Source organism: Candidatus Rhodoblastus alkanivorans (assembly GCF_022760755.1).
In the GTDB taxonomy this organism is placed as follows: Bacteria; Pseudomonadota; Alphaproteobacteria; order Rhizobiales; family Beijerinckiaceae; genus Rhodoblastus; species Rhodoblastus alkanivorans.
The window spans coordinates 3,180,864-3,201,531 of record NZ_JAIVFP010000001.1; the positions used below are offsets into that span (position 1 = coordinate 3,180,864).

The window sequence follows — 20,668 nt, forward strand, 5'->3', positions numbered from 1 at the left end:
CGCAAAAACTTTGGCGAAGGATGGCGGCATGAAACCGAGCCTGCGTCTATTCTTTTCCGTTTCGCTGCTGCTGACGCTTGGCGCCTGCAACGCCAACCGGCCGGCGCCCGAAGTGCAGATCCCGCAGCCGCCGGTCGAGACCGCTGTGCGGGTGACGCCGCGCGCCCCGACCGAAGGGGGATGTGCGGCGGAGATCGCCCGCTATCGCGGGATCGTGGATCACGACGCCGCGACCGGCAATGTCGAGGCGAGCGTCTCCACGCAGATCCACACCGAAATCGGCGAGGCCGAACGCGCCTGCACTGCGGGCGACCAGCTCCGTGCGAAATATCTGCTGCGCGCAAGCAAGGAGCGTCACGGCTATCCGCAGGGCTGAGCCGCGAAGGCGTCGCGCAAAAAAGTCTGGATGAAATCCGGCATTCGGGCCGGGTCGATGTCCTTGAGCCCATATGCGGCGTGCAGCCGCGCCAGTTCCGGTTCTTCCTCGCGCGCCAGAAAATCCTCGGCCCGCGCCAAAGCCTCGTCCGCCGCGAGCGGCAGCAGCCTTTGCTGGATGCAGGCGATTTTCCGCCCGGCGACGATAACGCTCCATCCCGCCGCCGGCGGCGCCTCAACGGGCGAAAAGCCCGTCTCCTCCTCCATCTCGCGCGCGACGCTGGCGGCGAGATCGACTTTTTCGCCGAAAATGTCGCTGAGATCGGGCGTGCCGGCGGCGAAATAGATTTTTCCCGCATTCGCGGTATGGGCGCCCATCTCCACGAGCAGGAAGTCGCCGTCGCGCGTCCGCAGAGCCGCCATCGAAAAGCAATTATAGACCCCGCCCTCGGGTTCGCCCGCTGCGCCGAAGTCGGACCAGGCGAGGAAATTGCGGTAATCGGTGTCGAAAAAGGCGCCGCGCAAAACGTCGCCCTCCGGCGTCGCGACGATCTCCGGATCGCGCATCAACAGCACCCTGCCGTCGAACATCGCCGGCTTTTCGGCGCGTGCGCGCATCCAATGGGCGTTTATGCGCGCGACCTCGCTCTCCGCGAAGGCCCATGGCGCGGGGCGAAAGAACGTTTCGAGCCGCGCGACGCGATAGTGGCCGTCGGAAATGCCGGGCATGAGACACCTCGGGAATTGGCGCAATGCGCGAATCCGTTATCCTGTTTTGGCTGGAGGACGCAATTGGTCTCGCAATTCGATATGGAGCCCTATAAGGCGCCACTGCTCTTTCTGGGCGTGGCGGGCGTCGTCGTGCCCTTGTTCCGCCGCCTGCGGGTCAGTCCGGTGCTGGGCTTTCTCATCGCCGGCATGCTGATCGGCCCTCATGTCCTCGGCCGGCTCGACGCGCTGCTGCCTTTCCAGGTTCCGGTCCTCGCCAATACCGAAGCGGTCGCCGCCATCGCCTCCTTCGGCGTGGTGTTCCTGATGTTCAACATCGGGCTGGAGCTTTCGCTGGAGCGCCTCGTTCTGCTGCGGCGTTTCGTCTTCGGCCTCGGCGCGCTTCAGGTCACCGTCTGCGGCGTCGCGCTCTATCTCATCGCGCGGGCGCTCGGGCTCGCCCAGCCGGCCGCGATCGTCACCGGCGCGGCGCTGGCTCTGTCCTCCACCGCCATCGTCGTGCCGGTCCTGGCCGAATCGCGCCGCCTCAACACCCTCACCGGCCGCGCGATCTTTTCGGTGCTGCTGTTCCAGGACCTGCTGGTGGCGCCGCTGCTGTTCATGGTTTCGATGTTCGGCGGCCAGTCCGGACAGGCTTCCCCGCTCCTGACTTTCGCGCCGGCGCTGGCCGCCGTCGCCGCGATCGTCGGAATCGGCCGCCTCGTGCTGAGGCCCTTGTTTCAGCTCGTCGCGGCGGCCGAATCGACCGAATTATTCATGGCCGCTTGCCTCCTGGTGGTGATTTCGACCGCCGTCGCCGCGGCTTATTCCGGCCTTTCCATGGCGCTCGGCGCCTTCATCGCCGGGCTGCTGCTGGCGGAAACCGAATTCCGGCGCGCCATCGAGATCGCGATCGACCCGTTCAAGGGGCTGCTGCTCGGCCTGTTCTTCGTTTCGATCGGCGCCAGCCTCGATCCCAGGGAAGTGGTCGCCCATCCCGGCGCGACGCTCGGCGTCGCCGTCCTGCTCACCCTGGTCAAGGCGCCTCTGGTCGCGGCGCTGGCGCGCGCCTTCGGGCTCAACTGGCGCAAGGCGCGCGAAATCGGCCTGCTGCTCGGGCCGGGCGGCGAATTCGCCTTCGTCATCCTGACTTCCGCCGTCGCGACCGGCATCCTGCCACCGGAACTCGGCGCCGAGCTTTTGATCGGCGTGACGCTTTCCATGGCCATGATCCCGCTGTTCGCCGCGCTCGCGGCGCGCGCCGACACGAAAATGGGTCCGGTCGCGACGGGCCCGGAGCCGACCGAACTCGCGCCCGCCTCGCGCGTGATCATCGTCGGCTTCGGCCGCGTCGGCCAGGTCGTGGCCGAACTCCTGCGCATTCACAAGATCGATTACCTCGGCGTCGACGACGACGCCCGCACAGCCTCGGAGGCGCGCAAGCGCGGCGAGCCGGTCTATTGGGGCGACGCGACGAACAAGGATTTTCTCGACCGCTGCGGCCTCGCCAACGCCCGGGCGCTGGTCGCGACCATGCATACGCCGAGCGCGGTGGACGACGTGGTGAAACTGGCGCGCGCGGCGCGGGCCGACCTCACCATCGTCGCACGCGCCCGCGACGCCGCCCACGCCCGCGCCCTCTACAAGCTCGGCGCCACCGACGCCGTCCCGGAAACCACGGAGGCGAGCCTGCAATTGTCGGAAGCGGCATTGGTCGATATCGGCGTGCCGACGGGCCTGGTCATCGCCTCGATCCACGAACAGCGCGACATCTATCGCAAGACACTGATCGCCGACGAAAACCCGGCGGCGGCGCCGCGCGCATTCAAGGGGCGGCGGCGAAAAAGATGAAAAAGAATTCAAAACAACGAGAAGGACACCGCGCCGGTCGTCAAAGTGTCATTTTCGACCCCTCAATTAACCGTGATTGACGCATTGACGCTAACCTTTAATTAAGCATTTGCCTTAATGCTTAATTAACGCTCTAATCGCGGGCGCAATCAACGGCGCGCCGACATAGAAAATGACAATTTCAACTGCCGCATCACATTCATCGCTCAGCGCCCTTACCGAGAAAAGCAGCGTCGTCGAAACACTTGAACGCGACGCCGCGCCACTCGACGGCATAGATCTGGACTTCAATCCGCGATTGTCGCTCCTCTGGATCACTTTGCGACCGAAACGGCACTGCATCAGCAGCGGCTTCCTCGCCGCCATGCATCGCCTCATCGATGCGATCAAGGCCAATTCCGGTGCCGGTCGAAACACGCGCAACCAGGCGATCAAATATGTCGCCTATCGCTCCGTCAGCCCCGACGTGTTCCTCTATGGCGCTGATTTCGACATCTTCCTGGAAAGCATCCGCACCAGGAACCCGAAGCCGCTGCGGGAATATGCCTACGGATGCATCGATCTGTGCTGGGAAAACCTCAACCTCATCGGCGGGAACATTCCAACCATCGCGGTCGTCGAGGGCGCGACCTATGGCGGCGGATTCGAAGCCGCCGCGTCATGCAATGTCGTGATCGCGCGGGATTCGGCCCAGTTCCAATTACCGGAAATCCGCTTTTCGACTTTCCCCGGCCTCGCTTATTCCATCGTCGGGCGGCGCGCGCCGCTTCAGGCGCTTCATCAGCTCGTCATGACGGCGGGCGTCTGGAACGGCGAGACGGCGAAGGAGTTGGGCGTGGTCGATGTCCTTACGACCGGCGACCCGTCGCGAGCGGCCGAGGACTATGTCGCTTCCGTCCTCAGCCGCCACGCCGCTCACTGCGGGGCCCTGCGCGCCATGAACAGGGTGAGGAACATTACTCGAACCGAACTCAACGAAACCATCGACGACTGGATTAAATGCACGATGGACATACCGGCCCAGGCCGTCCATGTGGTGACAAAGCTGCTTGAGGCCCAAAACGCCATGCGTCCGGCGACGATCTCGCGCACGGCGACCTGATACGCACTCCCGAAGGCGACGCGCGGCGCCGGCGATCCGCGGCGGCGGCGATTCACCGTACCCATTGGAGTTTTGTCAATAAACAGCCCTTAGAATGAAGGCGTTAGATAGCGTCAAGACTCGATCCATGACCGAGTGAGAACGCGGCTAGACCAGGGGGTTTTCGGCAAGAATGCAGGATACGCGCCCTGGACGATTGGACGCAAAACTCGTCGAGAGCCAGCATCAGGAGCTCGCGGCGCTCGCGCTCGGCACGATTGTCGCTCCGATCTTCTTGCTCTACATTTCACACCACGAGAAACAGAACGCGCTCGTCATCATTGCCAGCCTCCTGCTCGTCGCCGGACTCATCCGCATCGGCGCGACCCTGCTCTATCGCAAATACCACGGAACGCACGCGCTGCACGCCACCAGGGCGTGGAAAGCCTTCACCGTCGCCACCGTGCTTCTGTTCAGCACCACGCTCGGCGTCTTCGCTTATGTCGCCATCGCCTATACCGACGATACGCGCCTTCATCTCGCTTCTCTGGCCATCGTCAGCGCCTACGCCGCCGGCACGGTCGGACGGAACGCCGCCTTGCAGGCCGGAATCACCGGGCAGCTGGCGACCACAGTCCTGCTTGTCGCCATCGCCCTCATGCAAAAACACGATTACATTTACCAGCTTCTGGCGGTCCTGGTATTTCTTTACCTGATCTCCCTGCGGAATATTTCGAAATCCGTCTACGACCTCCTCGTTTCCGTTTTCAAGTCGAACGAGGAAAAGCAGGTGTTGATCGAAGCGATCACCGAGAAATCGGAGCGTTTCGACGCCGCCCTTTCCAACATGCCGCATGGGCTCGCAATGTTCGACGACAGTTGCCAGGTCGTCGTCGTCAACAGGAAATTCGGCGAACTTCTTCACATTGCGAAACTTGACGCCCCCCTGCCGACCATCGACAAACTCTTCGACTTGTCGGTCCCCGCGCTTTTTCTCGGCCGCAACGAGCGCGCGATTCTCGCGGCGCGGATGCGAGCGATCATCGCCAACCAACGGCAGCAGGAAATCGAGATCGAAACCAACGACGGGCATACGCTCGAAATGGCTTTCCAGCCGAAATCCCGGGGCGGCAGCGTCGTCATCGTCACGGACGTGACGGAGAAGAAAGCCGCCGAACGGCGCATCACCCATCTCGCGCACCACGACAAGCTGACCGAGTTGCCCAACCGCGGCTATTTTGAAGAAAAATTCAAGGAGACGCTCGAAGCCTGCCTCGGCGCCGACACCGGCCTCGCCGTCATGGCGCTTGACCTCGACCAATTCAAGGCCGTCAACGACACGCTCGGACACCTCGTCGGCGACGAACTATTGATCGCCGTATCGAAACGCATCCGCAAAATCATCGGCGACGACGATTTTGTCGCGCGCTTCGGCGGCGACGAGTTCATGCTGACGCACCGCACCGCAAAGGATGGTGACGACGGACTGGACCTCGCCGCCCGCTTGATCGAGGGAATCAGCGCCCCCTACCGCCTTGGCGCACACGACATCAAGATCGGCGTGACGGTCGGCGTCGCCCATTTTCCCGCCGATGGAGCCGATCCCTCCAATCTGCTGCGGAACGCCGATCTCGCCCTCTACAGGGCCAAGCATGACCGTCGCGGCACATTCCGCCTTTTCGAACCGGAAATGGACCGCGAAGCTTGCGAACGCTGGCAATTCGAAAGCGATCTCAGCGTCGCGCTCGAACTCGGCCAGCTTCATGTCTTTTACCAGCCGATCATCGATATTGATTCGCAAACGATCATCGGATGCGAGTCCCTTTTGCGCTGGCACCATCCGAAAAACGGCTGGATTTCGCCCGACCGCTTCATTCAGATCGCCGAAGAAACCGGCATGATTGTCGAAATCGGGCGCTGGGCGCTCGAAAAGGCGTGCAGGGACGCCGTCTCCTGGCCCAAAGACGCCAGCGTCTCCGTCAATCTTTCGGCCATCCAGTTCCGCCATCAGGACATTGTCGCGACCGTGCGCGACGCCCTCGCCGCATCCGGCCTGCCGCCCCAACGCCTCGATCTCGAAATCACGGAATCGATCTTGCTCGAGGATCGCGAGGCGGTGCGCCGATCCTTCACCGAATTGCGCAGCCTCGGAATATCCATCAGCCTCGACGACTTCGGCACCGGCTATTCGTCGCTGAGCTACCTCGTCGATTATCCCATTGACAAGGTCAAGCTGGATCGCTCCTTCATCACCGCGATCACGACGTCTCGCGAAAAGCTGGCGATCGTGCGAACCGTGGCGATGCTCGCTCAGGAACTTGGCCTCATTCTGATCGCCGAAGGGGTCGAAACCATCGATGAGCTTCGCGCCATCGAGATGCAGCGGATTTCCCGCGTGCAAGGCTTTTTCTTCTCGAAGCCGGTTCCGGTCGATCAGATTCCCTGGCCCGGCGCGCTGAACGCTTTCGAAAAACGCTTGCGCGAGATCGCCCAGCGCTCAGCCTAATCTAACGGCGCGGTTCTGGCGCTCCTGCGGATGCGCGCCCGAACGCGGCCGAGCATGGCGATGAGGCCGCCCCGGCTCGCGGGCAGGCCGAAGGCCGCGCCCAACCGCGCGGCCTCGGCCCGCAGGGCGGCGAGCCGCGCCAGGACAGCCGCCTTATACGGCGCGATAAAGGCGTGAGCCCGTTCCCGCCACATCAGAACCCAATAGTAAAAGCGCGCGAACCAGCCGATCGCCAGCACTTTGTCGCGCGTGAGGTCGAAGACGAAAGCGAAAACGCCCAAACCGACGAATTTGAGCGCGGCGAGCACGAGCAGGCCGGAAAACAGATGGCCATGCGCCATCTGGCGGACGGCGACGACCTTCAGCGGCTCAACGACGGCGACCGGGATCACGAAGAGCAGCAGCGCGCCATAGGGCGGCAGACGCTCGATCAACCGCGCGACGGCGTCCTTGAACGCCTGCCAGGGTAGCAGGCGGACGAAACCGCGCCCCAGCGCGATCATCACATCCCACAGCCACGCCTCGATCAGGAAGATGATGGCGGCGAAGGTCAGCAGAGCATGTTTGAGGCGATGCGGCATCAACGGGTCCAGACCATTCCAACCCATGGACTACAACAGCGCCCCATGGCGGAATCAAGGTGAACCGGATGGATTTGCCCGCAGCGCCAACGCCCGAGCGAATGGTGGGCGATATAGGGATCGAACCTATGACCCCACCCGTGTGAAGGGTGTGCTCTCCCGCTGAGCTAATCGCCCGGACGCCGCAACGTCGGAGGCCTTCTTTAGAAAACCCGCGCCGCCCCGTCAAGGCTGCGCGGGTCGAAACGTCGCCTCACGCGCGGGGCCGCAGTCTGGAGTCCTGTTTCGGGTCGGCCCAGGTCGGACTGAGGGTTTCGAGCACTTCCGCGCGGTTCGCGGATATGTCCGCGATCGTGGTCGAATCCAGCACTTCGAGGAAGGCGTTGCACGCCCGCTTGAACGTCTTGCCGAGACGGCACAGCCCGATCAGCGGACAAGTGTTGGTCACCGCGTCGAAACATTCGACCAGATTGAGGTCGTCCTCGGTCTTGCGGACGATCTCGCCGACGGTGATGTCCTCCGCCCTTTTGGCGAGACGAAAGCCGCCTTTCCGGCCCCGCACATTTTCAAGATAGCCCCAAAGCCCAAGCCGATGCACGCATTTCACCAGATGCGCCTTGGACACGCCGAATGTTTCGGCGACCTCCTGCACGGTGACGAGTTCGCCCCTGCGCATCGTCGCGATCATCAGGATCCGCAATGCGTAATTGGTGTAGCTGGTCAAACGCATGAGAAGGTTCCGCGCCGCGCGAGCATCGCGCGGCGCAAAATGTTACATTGTTTATCTATTTTTTCCAGTACGGAGTTTCCGCCCTCAATAGCCGCCCTTGCGCCGGCTTTCGGCGACGCCGGCGATCCGGCCGCCCTGCTTCGACGGATCGAGCGGGAAAAGATCGTAGAGCGTCTTCTGATCGACCCTTTCACCCCATTTGTCGGACATCGCCTTGATGATCGTCCGCGTATTGGGCGTGCTCTGGTTGTTTTCGAAATATTCCTCACGCAGGTAATCGATCACATCCCAATGACGAGGCCCGAGTTCGATCCCGTCAAGCTTGGCGACATATTCGGCGAGTTCGCGGCTCCAATCCTCGGGATCGCTCAGATAGCCGGTCGCGGTCGTCTGGATTTCCTTGCCTTGAAATTCATAGCTCATGGATACGCCCCTGTTTAGATCAAACGGCTCGCCGACGCCCCGCCAGGTTTTTTCCAGCCGGAGTTCCGCCGGACCCGACGCCCAGGCGTTTCCGCTTTTGCATCCTGACGAAGGCGACGAAGCGATCCGTCCAACGATGACGTGACGTGTCGCGCTGATGGGTGAAACTGGCGAAAAGATTGCCAATGACGATCCCATCTCGCTGACCGTCGACGCCATAGCCCCTCTTCACACGCCAGGCGTAGCGCAGATCGGGCGCAACATTTTCCAGGCGCGCGTAATGGAATTCATGAGCGGCGACACTCGCCGCGCCTACGCCCTTTTCGCCGGGCCAGGGAAAATCCGCCGTTTCCTCGACCCGAACGAGGCCCCGCCCCTGCGGACGATCGCCCATCACCGAGTCGGCTGGAATGACGCCGACCATTTCCTCCACCGCGCCGCGATAAAGGATCGAGCGGGTCAGATACATCATGCCGCCGCATTCGGCATAAGTCGGCATCCCGCCTTCGATCGCCGCCTTGATGTTTTCCCGCAGCGGACGGTTGGCGGACAGAGCCTGGCTTTGCGTCTCCGGGAAGCCGCCGCCGATGAAGAATCCGTCGCAGGCGGGAAGCGCTCGGTCCCGCAGCGTATCGACGAAGACCAGTCGCGCGCCCGCTTCCTGAAGCGCCAGCAGGTCGTCGGCGTAATAGAAACCGAAAGCGGCGTCGCGCGCCACGGCGATGGTTACGTCAGGCGCCGGCAAAGCCCGCAGCGCCGGCGCGCTACGCGTTTCCTCCCGCTCCGTCGCGCGCAGGAGCGCGTCGAGATCGACCCCCTTCAGCACGGCTTCGCGGGCATGGGCGATGACATCGTCGCATTCGCCGGTCTCGTCGGGCGTCGTCAGGCCAAGATGGCGTTCGTCGATATTCAGGCCGCGGTCGCGGCCGATCGCGCCCAGAACCTTCAGATCGGTGTAATTCTCGATCGCCTGACGCAGCTTGCCTTCCTGGCGCGAGTCGCCGACCTTGTTCAGGATCACGCCCGCGAATTCGACGCCCGGATCGAAATTCCGGTAGCCGAGCAGAAGCGGCGCGATCCCGCGCGCCATGCCGTGAGCGTCGATCACCAGAACCACCGGCGCGCGCAAAAGCTTCGCCAGCGCCGCCGAGGAATCCGCGCCATGCGGATCGACCCCGTCATGCAGCCCCTTGTTGCCCTCTATCAAGGCGAGATCGGCGTCGCCGAAGGCGCGGCGGTAGAGCCCGGCGATCTCGTCGGGGCTCTGGGTGTTGAAGTCCAGATTGAAACTCGCGCGTCCCGACGCGCGCGCCAGCCACATCGGATCGATGTAGTCCGGACCCTTCTTATAGGTCTGGACCTTCAATCCGCGCGAAGCCAGCGCCGCCGCAAGACCGATCGAAATCGTCGTCTTGCCTGACGATTTGATCGCGGCCGAGACATAGAATCGAGTCATTCTTCGGCGACTCCATTCGCTACCGCCGGCTTCGGCAGGAACGGCAGCAGACGGAAGGCAAGGGCCGAAATCAGCATGGCGATGGCGACGCCGCTGACGCCGAGCAGAACCTCCGGCAGACTGGGCGTATAGGAATTGATCGCCCCGTCGAAGAACGAGCTCGACACTTCATAGCCGGGGAAGATGCTGAGCGGATAGGCCTGGCCGCCGATGATGATGACATACATCTGGCTTAAGCCCCCCAACAGGATCAGGATCGAAGCGGCCTCCAGCATCTTCCGGCCCTTGGCCCCATTGTCCGCCAAGGCCAGCACCGCCATCGGGAGCAGCGACCCGACGAGAACCTGGCCCAGCCAGAACACCGCCGGATAGATTCCGCCATTGAGAAGCAGGAAGGCTTCGACGCTGCGCGTCGGCGCCGCATAGATCTTGGCGAGGTGCGAAATCGCGGTCAGGAACAAGGTGCTCGCCACGAAGATGATGAGCAGGCCGCGGAACTTCCCGACCATCTCTTCCGGCATCAGCTCAGCGCTCGTCTCGTAGGACATGGTCGCGAGCACCAGGACGGTGAAGGCGAGGCCATAGGCGAGCGAGGCGGCGATGAACAAAGGCGCCATGATCGCCCCGTAATAGGCGTCGCGGGCGACCAGGAAGCCGAAGATCGAGCCGGTGCCGGTGGTGAGTATCAGGCGCCAGGCGAAAGCGGCGCCGCCCATGACCCGCCCTAGCGTGTAATTCTTCGAGGCGCGCCGGTCCATCATGGTGAAGAGATAGGCGACGACGATCGCCATGAAGCCCGTGTAGAGATAGATGTTCCAGGCGAAAATCGAATGGAAATTATAGGTGGTCATCGCCACCAGCAGCCGGTCCGGCCGCCCCAGGTCGAGCACCAGCACGGAAAGCCCGCCGAGCAGCAAGGCGATCGCGAGAACGCCGGAGAGGCGCGCGAAAGGCTTGTAGTTCAGCCGGTTGAACACCGAGGACACCGAGGCGACGTTCAGGGCGCCGGAGGCCGAAACGATCAGGAAAACCGCGAAGACATGCGGCGTCCCCCAGACGATCTGGTTGGTCATCCCGCTGACGTGATGGCCATTGGTCTCCATATAGAACGCCGCCAGCATCCCCGCCGCGACGGCGACAAGGTTCAGACCGATCAAGGTCCAGTAGAGCGGCCTATGGGACGTCAGGCGGCAATATTTCTGCTGCGCCATCGGCGCTCCCTCCCCGATTACAGATTGGCGTAGTTGATTGCGGGCGAGACTTTCAGGTCCGCGCGCAGCTGGGTGGTCGGCGTCTGGCGCAGGGCCTTGGAGACTTCGCTGTTCGGATCGTTCAGATCGCCGAACAGCAGCGCCCCGCCCTCCTTGGCGCAAGCCTCGACGCAGGCCGGCGACTGTCCCGCGTCGATGCGGTTGACGCAGAGCGTGCAGCCTTCGACCGTGCCCTTGCCGCTCGGGTTGCTGACCTTCTGATCGGTCTCGTTCTCGGCGATGAACGAACGCGCCTTGAAGGGACAGGCCATCATGCAATAGCGGCAGCCGATGCAGGTGTGCTTGTTCACCAGGACGATGCCGTCGGCGCGCTTCATCGAGGCGCCGGTCGGGCAGACGTCGACGCAGGGCGGCTCCGCGCAATGCTGGCACATGACGGGCGCCGAGCGTTCGAATCCGGTGTTGGGATCGCGCAGGGTCACCTTGCGGATCCACTGCGGGTCATCCGCCGGATTTCCCGTGTCCTGCCAGCCATTATAGTCCTTGCAGGCGGTGACGCAGGCGTTGCAGCCCTTGGAGCATTTGTTGAGATCGATCAACATGCCCCAGCGCTGTTTCGGCGACGCCGGATCCTGCGGCGGGCGCGCCGCGAAATCGGCCCGGGCCTCGCCGCCGCCGAAAGCGTAAAGCGTCACGCCCGGAGCCAGAACCGTCGCGGCGAAAGCGCCGGCGGTCTGCAACAATCCGCGCCGGTCGACGCCGGCCTTGTCATCATCGCGCGAACACGAGCTCATTTCTTCGTCTCCCGGAGAAACTCCGCCATTTTCGCGGCGTCCGCCTTGTCCGAATCCAGGGCCGCGGCCTTGTCGGACGCTTGCGGCTTCGAGTTATGGCACTCGAAACAATCGATCTGGACCGCCGCATAGGTATGGCAGGAGCGGCAGAAATGTTTCGGGTTGTCGAAGGAAACCGGCTGACCGTCGGGTCCCTTGACCGCATGGCAATTGACGCAGCCCTCGATGTTGAACTTCGTGGTCCTTATGCCATCCACGACCACATTTTGGCGGTGCGCATACATCATCTTCATGTGATTGCGCCGCATGAACTCCGTCGGCATGACGCAGTGCTCGCCCTTGCCGGGAGGCGGATGCGGCACGGGCGTCCGCCCCGCGGCCTCGTCCGCCCAAGCGGCGGAGCCGCCTGCAAGCAAAGCGGCGGAGCCGCCCGCCAGCCAAGCGGCGGCGCCGCCCGGAAGCCACGCCGCGGCTCCGGTGAGGAGCAGAGCCGCGGCGAAAATGTTCCTCAGGAAACCCATTTTATTCCCCAAGACCCATCTGGATATAGCCGGTCGGGCAGACGTCGGCGCAGATGTGGCAGCCGATGCATTTCTTGTAATCGGTCTGCACATAGCGCCCGACGGCGCGATCCTTCTTCGGCACGCGGGAGACCGCCGTCTGCGGGCAGAAGATCACGCAATTGTCGCATTCGAAGCACATGCCGCAGGACATGCAGCGCTGGCCTTCCGCCTGCGCCTGCGCCTCGCTGAAGGCGACGATGCGCTCGGCGAAATCGCCCATCACCTGGTCGGCTTCGACGTGGCGTTCGTCACGCTTGTTGCGCGCGACAAAAGTGAAATGCCCCTTGAACAGCGCCTTGTGCGGGATGATCTGGCTCGCCCCGCGATCCTCGTAATTGTGGATCGCGAATTTCCCATCGGACGTCCCGCGGACCTGCTTGTGGTCGTAGGCCGTCGGATCGAGGTGGCGATGGTGGAGCTCCTCCAGCAGGTTGAACTGGTGGACGTCCACTTTCGGCCGCTTGTCCTCGAGCGCGCCGCCCAGGAAATGGTCGATCGTCTCGGCGGCGACGCGGCCATGGCCGATGGCGGTGGTCAAGAGATGCGGGCGCACGGCGTCGCCGCCCGCGAAATGCTTGCCCAGGCCCTTGACCTTGTAGAGGCCGTCGATGGCGATGGCGCTGCGGCCGCCGTCAAGCTTTTCCAGTCCTTCGGCAAGGTCGGCCATCTGGCCGATGGCCGAGATGATCATGTCGCATTCGATGACGAATTCCGTGCCCTCGACCGGCGTGGGCGCATTGCCCTTCACCGTGCATTGGCACATGCGCAGGCCGGTGGCGCTGCCGTCCATGCCCTTGATCACTTCGAGCGGCATGACGCCGCCCTTGATCTCGACGCCCTCGCGCTTGGCGTCCTCGCGCTCGCGCTCAGCGGCGGTCATCTGCTCGATCGGAAACAGCGAGGTCAGCACCGCCTTGACGCCTTCGCGGGCGAGCGCGCCGGTGACGTCATGCGCCGTATAGCCGTGGGTCGCTGCGGTGGCGACGTCGTGCTCGTGCCTGGCGGTGATATGGCCGATACGGCGCGCGACCGAGGCGACGTCGATCGAGGTGTCGCCGCCGCCCACCACAACGATGTTCTTGGCGGTCGAGAGCACCCAGCCGTTGTTGAAAGCGTCGAGGAATTCGACGCCGGTGATGCAGTTCACCGCATCGGCGCCGGGAACCGGCAGGGGCCGGCCTTTTTGCGCGCCAATGCCCCAGAAGATCGCGTCGTAATCGCGCTCGAGTTCGTCCATCGAGACATCCACGCCGACGCGCGTATTGGTGCGGACCTCGACGCCGTCGAGCGACGTGATGCGCTCGATTTCGGCGTCGAGCATCTCGCGCGGCGTGCGGTAGCCGGGAATGCCGAAACGCATCATGCCGCCGAGCAATTCATGCGCCTCGAAGATCGTCACCGCATGGCCCTTGCCACGCAGGAACCACGCCGCCGAAAGGCCGGCCGGGCCGCCGCCGATGACCGCGATCTTCTTGCCGCTCAGCGCGGACGGGGTTGGCAGGGCGAGCTTTTGCTCGATCGCCCAGTCGCCGACATATTGCTCGACGCCGTTGATGCCGACGAAATCGTCGACCTCGTTGCGGTTGCAGCCGTCCTCGCAGGGCGCGGGGCAGACGCGGCCCATGGTCGCCGGGAAGGGATTGGCCTCCACCATGCGGTTGAAGGCGTATTCCTGCCAGGCCTGGCCGGCGACCGGCGGCTTGTCCATGCCGCGCGCGATGGAGAGCCAGCCGCGAATGTCATGGCCTGACGGACACGAACCCTGGCACGGCGGCGCGCGATGGACATAGGTCGGGCATTTGTAGCTCTTGTCCTGCTGGAAGATCTTTTCCGTCAGGTCCGGCCAATCCCACATCGTCTCGCCAGTCTTGAAGCGACGAAACGTGAGGTCTTTTTTCTGCGCCGTTTCATTCATGGTGGGACTCCTCCAATTCCTTCTCCTGGACCGATCCAGTGAGGACGATTGCGTTCGAAACCATCTGATGGACGCTGACGATCGCCTCGCGATCCATGCCATAGTAGGGAAACACCTTCGAAAACTGCGTCTTGCAGATGGCGCAGATCGCGGCCATGTGTGTGACGCCATGGTCGTCGACGACCTCCTGGAGCGCGCGCATGCGCGGCAGCGCGCCCTTCTTGCGAAGGTCCATCAACTCGTCGGTCAGCAACCCGCCGCCGCCGCCGCAACAGAAGGTCTGATCGCGGATCGTCTCCGGCGCCATGTCGAAATAATGGTTGCAGGCGGCGCGCAGAATGGCGCGCGGAATGTCGAACTGACCGCCCTCCCAATCGCCCATGCGCGAGGCGCGGGCGACATTGCAGGAATCGTGGAAGGTCAGACGAAACTCGTCGTTCTTCGACTTGTCGAACTTGAGCTTGCCCTTCTCCATCAGGTCGTAGGTGAATTCACAAATATGCTGCGGGATCGGATAATTGGGATCGAGGAAGTCGAACGGTCCCGCGAGCGTATTCAGGAAGGAATAGGCGACGCGCCAGGCATGGCCGCATTCGCCGAAAACCAGACGCTTCACGCCGAGTTCGATCGCAGCCTCGCGAATGCGCATCGCGACCTTCTGCATATTCTCCTGCGAACCGATGAAAAGGCCGAAATTGGCTGCCTCGGACGCATAGGACGAAATCGTCCAGGATACGCCGGCCTCGTGGAAGACCTTGGCGTAGCCCATCAGGCCTTCCATATGCGGCGAGGCGAAAAAGTCCGCGGAAGGCGTAACCAGAAGAACATCCGCGCCCTTGACGTCGAGCGGCAGCTTGATCGGCAGTCCCGTTTCTTCCTCGAGCTCCTCTTCGAGGCCCTCCAAAGTGGCGCGAAGAGCCTTGGGCGGCAGACCGAGGTTGTTGCCGACGGTATAGACCTTGCCGATGATCTCGTTCGAATATTTCGCGCCCATCCCGATCGAGTCGAGAATGTCGCGGCCGGCCATGGTGATTTCCGCCGTGTCAATGCCATAGGGGCAGAAGACCGAGCAGCGGCGGCATTCCGAACATTGATGGAAATAGGAATACCAGTCGTCCAGAACTTCCTTGGTCAGGTCTTCCGCCCCGACCAGCTTCGGAAAATATTTCCCCGCAAAGGTGAAGTGACGCCGATAGACCTTGCGAAGCAGGTCCTGGCGGGCGACAGGCATGTTCTTCGGATCGGCAGTCCCGAGGAAATAATGGCACTTGTCGGTGCAGGCGCCGCATTTCACGCAGGAGTCGAGATAAACCCGCAGCGCCCGCGAACCATTGACCAGTTCGCCAAGCCGCGCGATAGCCTTGTCGTGCCAGTCGGGAACAAGTTCGCCCGGGAAGCCAAGCGGCTCCTGGTGATTGGAGGCCGCGCCGAAGGGTTTGGACTCCGCCATCGCCCCGCAGCTCAGATGGGGCAATTCGATGGGATCGCCGTGAACCTTTTCGAGGGGATCGAAATCGCTGGACGCTTCTGCCATTTGACTAAACCTCAAGCGCGACGCGGGGTGGATTCAAGCTGGGCGCTGCCCGCATAGCGGCGCTCGCGGGTGTCATCGGCCTGGTTGCGGCTGGGGCTGAAGAAGACGCCCGGCGCATGCAGCAGTTTGGAAAAGGGGAACACGACCATCAAAGTCAGCACGAGCGTCAGATGAACGAGCAGGGCCGGGTCGGCGGGCAAGGGCCGCCAGTCGAAATAGATCAGGCCGAGGAAGAATTCCTTCACATCGACAATGTCGGTGTGGGCGAGGAATTTCATGGAGAGGCCGCTCAGGCCGATCGCCACCAGCAACCCGAGCATCAGGTGATCGGAAGGACGGGTGATGTAACGGATGCGCTCGACCAGGACGCGCCGCGCCCACAAAGCGAGAAGCCCGGCGACCATGGCGAATCCAGCGATCACGCCGAAAGGCTGGATCAGGACGATGGGATAGGGAACCGGCTGCAGGAAGTAACGCAGGTGCCGCAGCAACACGACAGCGAGCGAAACGTGGAAAATCCACCCGAACAGCCAGATCCATTTATTGGAACGAAACAGGCTTTCGAAAACCGTGACTTCGCGAAGCATCCGAAGGGCTACCCCGCCTCTGGTCATGGGAGCGGGAGTCGTCGGTATTTTCAGCGGCGCGGGAGTCGTCGCATAGAGCCAGATTCGCCTTCCAAGGCCAACAACCAGCAATAGCGACGCGGCGTAGAATGCCGTCGCGTAAACGAACGTTACCATTTTTTCCTCCCGATCCGGAGCTCTTCCCGGCCCTTCGGATCACGATGCCTTGATCAGACGCAGCCGGTCGGCTTGGGAAGACCCGCGATTTTGCAGGCCTGCTTGGCCGGGCCATAGGGGAACAGGGCGTAGAGCGCCTTCTGGTCGCCTTTTTCCTTGCCGTATTTCTTGGTCATCTCTTTCACGAGAATGCGGACGGCCGGGGCAATCTGATATTCGTCGTAGTAATCGCGCAGGAAGTTGACCACTTCCCAATGCTCATCCGTCATATCGATGTTTTCGGCCTTAGCGATAATGCCGGCGACGTCCTTCGTCCACTGGCCGATATCCGTCAGGTAGCCCTCTTCGTCATGCTCGACGACGGAACCATTCACATCATAACCCGACATTCTTTTCTCCCTGAATTTGCCAGTTACAGCCACGCGCAAACGCGGGTCGCGTCCGCCGCAAGATCGACGAAACCGGCATAATCGACGGTTTCGACTCCTTCGATTACGTCGCCGGAGGCGATCCCGCGCGCGGCGAGATCCGGACCCAGCGCGTAAAATTTGCAATTGCCCTTGGCGGCGTTGATAGCCTGGGCGAAGGCGCCGCCCCTGCGGGCCGCGAGGACGCCGTCCTCGATCAGGAGAACGAGGTCGCCTGCGCAAAGGTGATCGAGACAGCTCTTCAGCGCGTTGCGCTCGTAGGGCGATTTGTTGACAGTGTGCAAAGTGGACATGGAACCGCCTTAGAAGCTCATGATGACGTCCTGGTCGGCGATGATTTTCGTCATCTCCGACCGGTCGACCAGAATGATCGAGGGCTTTTCCGCATAATCCTCGTCTTCGTCCTCGTAAGTGATCGGCATGAGGTCCTCGACCGTGAGGCCGCGGGTCTCGAGCGATTCCTTCTCGACATAGAGCTTGCGCACCTCATAGTCGCCGAGCGCGCGATAGATCTTGGAAAAGGTCTTCATGCCGGCGGCGGTCGCATCCTGATCGTTCATCAGCTGGAACACGCCGTCGTCGACAAAGCCGAGGCTCACGTCCTGTTCGAACGCGGCGCCGATGAGCACGACCTCAAGAGACTCGAGGGCGTAAATCGTGCCGTAGGAGGCCCTTCGGTTCAGATAGAAGAATTTCTTTTTCGTCTGTTCGTCGCTCATGGCGCTCTCCTCAGTCGCCGAACACGACCAGACGGTCGGCCTGAATACCCGCCTCGATCAACTGACCAAGGCCCGAGATGCGGAAGCCGGGGGCGATATTGTCGCCGTCCTTGCCCTGCCTTTTCGCCTCATTGGCGTCGAGAATGCCGCGGCGCTGGGCCGCCGCGATGCAGACGACGAGGTCGAGTTTGTGCGCCTCGGCGAGATCGCTCCACAATTTCTGCAGATTGCGATCGTCCTGGGGCGGCACGGTGTAGCGCGTGCCGTTGTTGACGCCGTCGTGATAGAAGAACACGCGGAAGATTTCGTGCCCCTTGGCCAGCGCGGCCTTGGCGAATTGATAGGCCGTGTCCGACGCCTGGTGCGTGTAGGGGCCTTCGTTGATCTGTATGGCGAAGCGCAAAGCGACCTCACTGGTTGAATGAGCGAGTCATGCTCGCTGCAACACATATTCGAATTTGAGCGCCCACCTGACAATGAACTGGGTCAAAGTCCCGGTCCGCTCGTCAGTCTTTCCGAAAAGCAAGCCGCCGCGTCGCCTGCCGACGCGACGGCCCAGCCGATCAGAAGTGAACGTGCGCCGACATGTTCATGGTCTTGCGCGCGCCGACCCAGGTATCGAGGTGATGCTTGGTGAAGGCGAAGCCGGTCAGCTCGAAGAAACGCGGCCAGCCGATGCGCTCGATCCACTCGCCGAGACGCTCCCAATTCTTGGCGTTGTCCTTGTAAGCGTAGAGGATCTTGTGGACGACCTCTTCAACCTCCGGCCAGCGCGGCGGATTGTTCGGCAGATTGGCGACGACCAGCTTGTGGAACGTCGGCTTGGAGCGGGCGTTGGAATGTTTGCCGCCAACCCAGACCGCGATCTTGGTCGAATCCGCGCCATTGATCTGCATCGGCGGACAGGGCGGATAGCAAGCGCCGCAGCACACGCATTTCTGCTCATCGACTTCGAGCGACGGCTTGCCGTCGACCAAAGCCGGGCGGATCGCGGCGACCGGGCAGCGCGCGACGACGGCCGGACGTTCGCAGACCTTGGCCACCAGATCGTGATTGATCTTCGGCGGCTTGGTGTATTGCACGTTGATCGAAATGTCGCCCTGGCCGCCGCAGTTGATCTGGCAGCAGGAGGTGGTGATGCGCACGCGGTTCGGCATTTCCTCCTTGATGAATTCCTGATGCATCATGTCCATCAGGCTCTTCACCACGCCGGAAGCGTCGGTGCCGGGAATGTCGCAGTGCAGCCAGCCCTGGGTGTGCGAGATCATCGACACCGAATTGCCGGTGCCGCCGATCGGGAAGCCTTCCGCGTTCAGCGCGTCGATCAGGGGCTGAACCTTGGCCTGGTTGGAGACCATGAACTCGATATTCGAGCGGGTCGTGAAGCGGACATGACCCTCGGCGAATTTATCGCCGATGTCGCAGAGCTTGCGGATGGTGAAGATGTCCATCTGGCGCTGGGTGCCGGCGCGCACGGTCCAGATCTCGTCGCCGCTCTTGGCGACGTGATGGAGAACGCCGGGACGCGGGCGGTCGTGCCAGGCCCAGTTCCCGTAGTTCTTCTTCATCACCGGATGCATATACTGGAAGGGATCCGGAACGCCCGTTTCATCGGGGCGGCGCAAAGTGGGGGCGCTGCTCATACGTTGTCCTCCGAGAGAAAATTATGGCTTTTCGGCTCCGCTTCCGCGGGGCCGGATTGTTGCGGCGGCGATCAGTCGGCGGCGACATCGAGGCCGGCTTCGCGGGCCTTGCGCTCGAAATATTTCTCCGCCTCGTCGGTGAAGTCGTCGGTGCGCACATAGCAGGACGTGCGCGGATGATTGACCATGTTCGGGTCCGGCTCGATCTCCATCGCCTCGAGGAACATCGGCAGGCCGATGCGGTCGATGGTCTCGCCGATGCGCTCGTGCTCCAGCGCGTTGTCGGCGAAGAAGTCCAGCATCCGGCGGGCCAGCGCCACCAGATTCTCGTAATCCTCGTCGCTCTCGAGCTTGACGAAGGGAATGAGCATCGTGCCCATCAGGTCGCCGACCTTGAGCGCGCGCTTGCCGCCGACCAGGATCGAGGCGCCCTTGTCGTCGCCCGGCGCCAGCGCCTTGTTCATCACGTTCAGGCAGTGCATGCAGCGCACGCAGCTCTTGTTGTCGACATCGAGCGTGTCGTCGTCGTTGAGCGACAGCGCGCGGGTCGGACACATGGCGATGACATGGTCGATCGCATATTTGCGCCCGACCCGGCCGACATAGGCCTTCACCTCGTCCTGATTGACCTTCATGTCGTCGCGCCAGGTGCCGATCACCGCGAAATCGGCGCGATGGATGGCGTTGACGCAATCATTGCCGCAGCCCGAGAACTTGAACTTGAACTTGTAGGGCAGCGCCGGACGATGCATCTCGTCCAGAAACTCGTTGATCACCGAGCGATGCGCCTTGACCTCGTCATAGCAGGACATCTCGCAGCGGGCGTGGCCGACGCAGCTCATCGAGGTGCGCAGCGCCGGGCCGGCGCCGCCGAGGTCGAAGCCGATCTCGTTCAATTCGTCGAAGGCCGGCTGGACGTTCTCGCTCGAACAGCCCTGGAACATGATGTCGCCCGACTGGCCGTGGAAGGCGATCAGGCCCGAGCCGTGCTTCTCCCAGATGTCGCAGAGCTGGCGCAGGACATTGGTGTCGTAATGCATGCCGGCCGGGGGCTGGACGCGCAGGGTGTGGAATTCTTTGGAAGCCGGATATTTGTCGGCGACTTCGGAAAAGCGCGGAATGACGCCGCCGCCATAACCGAACACCGAAACCGTGCCGCCCTTCCAGAAGCCGAGGCGCTCCTCATAGGAATGTTCGAGCTGGCCGAGAAGGTCGTTCATCATCGGCGCATATTGCGCGTCGGCGTTGTCGCGCAGACGCTTCAGCCCCGACACGAAGCTCGGCCACGGACCGCTCTCAAGCTCGTCGAGCATCGGCGTGGGATGATGATCGGCGGGTGCGCCCTGCCCTTCCGTGCGAATGGAATCGTCTTGCGACATTATGTACCTCCCTGGGGCGCTTAGCGGG

The 20,668-nt window shown here is 62.6% G+C and carries 21 protein-coding genes and 1 tRNA gene; 4 read left to right on the top strand and 18 right to left on the bottom strand.

All coding sequences use genetic code 11. From position 1 onward, the window contains the following. The first annotated feature begins 28 nt into the window (after nt 1-28). Complete coding sequence (locus K2U94_RS14710) at nt 29-376, top strand: hypothetical protein (protein WP_243067917.1); 348 nt, start codon at nt 29-31, stop codon at nt 374-376. On the opposite strand, the gene K2U94_RS14715 is transcribed toward K2U94_RS14710, so the two are convergent. Next, complete coding sequence (locus K2U94_RS14715) at nt 361-1,104, bottom strand: NUDIX hydrolase (protein WP_243067918.1); 744 nt, start codon at nt 1,102-1,104, stop codon at nt 361-363. The genes K2U94_RS14710 and K2U94_RS14715 overlap by 16 nt on opposite strands. Nucleotides 1,105-1,167: 63 nt before the next feature. Between K2U94_RS14715 and K2U94_RS14720 the strand changes: the two genes are divergently transcribed. The 3 genes from K2U94_RS14720 to K2U94_RS14730 all read left to right on the top strand — a co-directional run bounded on the left by K2U94_RS14720 (nt 1,168) and on the right by K2U94_RS14730 (nt 6,521). Beyond that, nucleotides 1,168-2,934 (top strand): cation:proton antiporter domain-containing protein, encoded by a 1,767-nt coding sequence (locus K2U94_RS14720; protein ID WP_243067919.1) that lies wholly within the window; start codon nt 1,168-1,170, stop codon nt 2,932-2,934. A 172-nt stretch (nt 2,935-3,106) separates the two neighbouring features. Further along, a complete protein-coding gene (locus tag K2U94_RS14725) occupies nt 3,107-4,036 on the top strand; it encodes a crotonase/enoyl-CoA hydratase family protein (protein ID WP_243067920.1) in 930 nt (309 codons plus the stop codon). Between the two features lie 196 nt (nt 4,037-4,232). Beyond that, on the top strand, nt 4,233-6,521 hold the full coding sequence (locus tag K2U94_RS14730) for a putative bifunctional diguanylate cyclase/phosphodiesterase (RefSeq protein WP_243067921.1): 2,289 nt from the start codon (nt 4,233-4,235) through the stop codon (nt 6,519-6,521). Here the strand turns inward: K2U94_RS14730 and K2U94_RS14735 are convergent. The 17 genes from K2U94_RS14735 to dsrA all read right to left on the bottom strand — a co-directional run bounded on the left by K2U94_RS14735 (nt 6,518) and on the right by dsrA (nt 20,640). Next, on the bottom strand, nt 6,518-7,102 hold the full coding sequence (locus tag K2U94_RS14735; RefSeq protein WP_243067922.1) for a hypothetical protein: 585 nt from the start codon (nt 7,100-7,102) through the stop codon (nt 6,518-6,520). The genes K2U94_RS14730 and K2U94_RS14735 overlap by 4 nt on opposite strands. Nucleotides 7,103-7,204: 102 nt before the next feature. Then, nucleotides 7,205-7,279: transfer RNA gene (locus K2U94_RS14740), tRNA-Val, on the bottom strand. 76 nt (nt 7,280-7,355) lie between these two features. Then, entirely contained in the window at nt 7,356-7,832 is a 477-nt protein-coding gene (locus tag K2U94_RS14745; protein ID WP_243067923.1) for an RrF2 family transcriptional regulator, read from the bottom strand. Between the two features lie 84 nt (nt 7,833-7,916). Beyond that, nucleotides 7,917-8,255, bottom strand: a complete 339-nt coding sequence (locus K2U94_RS14750) for a TusE/DsrC/DsvC family sulfur relay protein (protein WP_243067924.1) — start codon at nt 8,253-8,255, stop codon at nt 7,917-7,919. A gap of 19 nt (nt 8,256-8,274) precedes the next feature. Beyond that, nucleotides 8,275-9,711 carry a cobyrinic acid a,c-diamide synthase CobB gene (locus K2U94_RS14755; RefSeq protein WP_243067925.1) on the bottom strand — a complete coding sequence of 479 codons (1,437 nt, stop codon included), beginning with the start codon at nt 9,709-9,711 and terminating at the stop codon, nt 8,275-8,277. After that, on the bottom strand, nt 9,708-10,922 hold the full coding sequence (gene nrfD, locus K2U94_RS14760; protein WP_243067926.1) for an NrfD/PsrC family molybdoenzyme membrane anchor subunit: 1,215 nt from the start codon (nt 10,920-10,922) through the stop codon (nt 9,708-9,710). Before nrfD ends, K2U94_RS14755 begins: the two co-directional genes overlap by 4 nt. 17 nt (nt 10,923-10,939) lie before the next feature. Next, nucleotides 10,940-11,716 (bottom strand): sulfate reduction electron transfer complex DsrMKJOP subunit DsrO, encoded by a 777-nt coding sequence (gene dsrO, locus K2U94_RS14765; RefSeq protein WP_243067927.1) that lies wholly within the window; start codon nt 11,714-11,716, stop codon nt 10,940-10,942. Then, nucleotides 11,713-12,237, bottom strand: coding sequence for a hypothetical protein (locus tag K2U94_RS14770; RefSeq protein ID WP_243067928.1), 525 nt, complete (start codon nt 12,235-12,237; stop codon nt 11,713-11,715). The genes dsrO and K2U94_RS14770 overlap by 4 nt, the downstream gene beginning before the upstream one ends. 1 nt (nt 12,238) lies before the next feature. Further along, the gene (locus K2U94_RS14775; RefSeq protein WP_243067929.1) at nt 12,239-14,194 is read right to left on the bottom strand and encodes an NAD(P)-binding protein; all 1,956 of its coding nucleotides are present in this window, start codon (nt 14,192-14,194) and stop codon (nt 12,239-12,241) included. Continuing rightward, nucleotides 14,187-15,728, bottom strand: a complete 1,542-nt coding sequence (gene dsrK, locus K2U94_RS14780) for a sulfate reduction electron transfer complex DsrMKJOP subunit DsrK (RefSeq protein WP_243067930.1) — start codon at nt 15,726-15,728, stop codon at nt 14,187-14,189. The genes K2U94_RS14775 and dsrK overlap by 8 nt, the downstream gene beginning before the upstream one ends. 11 nt (nt 15,729-15,739) lie before the next feature. After that, nucleotides 15,740-16,315, bottom strand: a complete 576-nt coding sequence (locus tag K2U94_RS14785) for a respiratory nitrate reductase subunit gamma (RefSeq protein ID WP_243067931.1) — start codon at nt 16,313-16,315, stop codon at nt 15,740-15,742. A 209-nt stretch (nt 16,316-16,524) separates the two neighbouring features. Continuing rightward, nucleotides 16,525-16,860 carry a TusE/DsrC/DsvC family sulfur relay protein gene (locus K2U94_RS14790; RefSeq protein WP_243067932.1) on the bottom strand — a complete coding sequence of 112 codons (336 nt, stop codon included), beginning with the start codon at nt 16,858-16,860 and terminating at the stop codon, nt 16,525-16,527. Between the two features lie 23 nt (nt 16,861-16,883). Continuing rightward, nucleotides 16,884-17,192, bottom strand: a complete 309-nt coding sequence (gene tusB / locus K2U94_RS14795; RefSeq protein WP_243067933.1) for a sulfurtransferase complex subunit TusB — start codon at nt 17,190-17,192, stop codon at nt 16,884-16,886. Between the two features lie 9 nt (nt 17,193-17,201). Then, nucleotides 17,202-17,618 carry a DsrE family protein gene (locus tag K2U94_RS14800; protein ID WP_243067934.1) on the bottom strand — a complete coding sequence of 139 codons (417 nt, stop codon included), beginning with the start codon at nt 17,616-17,618 and terminating at the stop codon, nt 17,202-17,204. Between the two features lie 10 nt (nt 17,619-17,628). Continuing rightward, on the bottom strand, nt 17,629-18,021 hold the full coding sequence (gene tusD, locus K2U94_RS14805) for a sulfurtransferase complex subunit TusD (RefSeq protein ID WP_243067935.1): 393 nt from the start codon (nt 18,019-18,021) through the stop codon (nt 17,629-17,631). A gap of 160 nt (nt 18,022-18,181) precedes the next feature. Beyond that, nucleotides 18,182-19,261, bottom strand: a complete 1,080-nt coding sequence (gene dsrB / locus K2U94_RS14810) for a dissimilatory-type sulfite reductase subunit beta (protein ID WP_243067936.1) — start codon at nt 19,259-19,261, stop codon at nt 18,182-18,184. 71 nt (nt 19,262-19,332) lie between these two features. Then, nucleotides 19,333-20,640, bottom strand: a complete 1,308-nt coding sequence (dsrA, locus tag K2U94_RS14815) for a dissimilatory-type sulfite reductase subunit alpha (RefSeq protein WP_243067937.1) — start codon at nt 20,638-20,640, stop codon at nt 19,333-19,335. Nucleotides 20,641-20,668 lie beyond the last annotated feature (28 nt).

Excerpts from the sequence above, each read along its gene's own strand:
- K2U94_RS14770 (WP_243067928.1), bottom strand. The coding sequence starts at position 12,237 with ATGGGTTTCCTGAGGAACATTTTCGCCGCGGCTCTGCTCCTCACCGGA.
- dsrB (WP_243067936.1), bottom strand. The coding sequence starts at position 19,261 with ATGAGCAGCGCCCCCACTTTGCGCCGCCCCGATGAAACGGGCGTTCCG.
- K2U94_RS14790 (WP_243067932.1), bottom strand. The coding sequence starts at position 16,860 with ATGTCGGGTTATGATGTGAATGGTTCCGTCGTCGAGCATGACGAAGAG.
- dsrK (WP_243067930.1), bottom strand. The coding sequence starts at position 15,728 with ATGGCAGAAGCGTCCAGCGATTTCGATCCCCTCGAAAAGGTTCACGGC.
- dsrO (WP_243067927.1), bottom strand. The coding sequence starts at position 11,716 with ATGAGCTCGTGTTCGCGCGATGATGACAAGGCCGGCGTCGACCGGCGC.
- K2U94_RS14710 (WP_243067917.1), top strand. The coding sequence starts at position 29 with ATGAAACCGAGCCTGCGTCTATTCTTTTCCGTTTCGCTGCTGCTGACG.
- tusB (WP_243067933.1), bottom strand. The coding sequence starts at position 17,192 with ATGTCCACTTTGCACACTGTCAACAAATCGCCCTACGAGCGCAACGCG.
- dsrA (WP_243067937.1), bottom strand. The coding sequence starts at position 20,640 with ATGTCGCAAGACGATTCCATTCGCACGGAAGGGCAGGGCGCACCCGCC.
- K2U94_RS14775 (WP_243067929.1), bottom strand. The coding sequence starts at position 14,194 with ATGAATGAAACGGCGCAGAAAAAAGACCTCACGTTTCGTCGCTTCAAG.
- K2U94_RS14800 (WP_243067934.1), bottom strand. The coding sequence starts at position 17,618 with ATGAGCGACGAACAGACGAAAAAGAAATTCTTCTATCTGAACCGAAGG.
- K2U94_RS14745 (WP_243067923.1), bottom strand. The coding sequence starts at position 7,832 with ATGCGTTTGACCAGCTACACCAATTACGCATTGCGGATCCTGATGATC.
- nrfD (WP_243067926.1), bottom strand. The coding sequence starts at position 10,922 with ATGGCGCAGCAGAAATATTGCCGCCTGACGTCCCATAGGCCGCTCTAC.
- K2U94_RS14715 (WP_243067918.1), bottom strand. The coding sequence starts at position 1,104 with ATGCCCGGCATTTCCGACGGCCACTATCGCGTCGCGCGGCTCGAAACG.
- K2U94_RS14725 (WP_243067920.1), top strand. The coding sequence starts at position 3,107 with ATGACAATTTCAACTGCCGCATCACATTCATCGCTCAGCGCCCTTACC.
- K2U94_RS14755 (WP_243067925.1), bottom strand. The coding sequence starts at position 9,711 with ATGACTCGATTCTATGTCTCGGCCGCGATCAAATCGTCAGGCAAGACG.
- K2U94_RS14735 (WP_243067922.1), bottom strand. The coding sequence starts at position 7,102 with ATGCCGCATCGCCTCAAACATGCTCTGCTGACCTTCGCCGCCATCATC.
- K2U94_RS14785 (WP_243067931.1), bottom strand. The coding sequence starts at position 16,315 with ATGCTTCGCGAAGTCACGGTTTTCGAAAGCCTGTTTCGTTCCAATAAA.
- K2U94_RS14750 (WP_243067924.1), bottom strand. The coding sequence starts at position 8,255 with ATGAGCTATGAATTTCAAGGCAAGGAAATCCAGACGACCGCGACCGGC.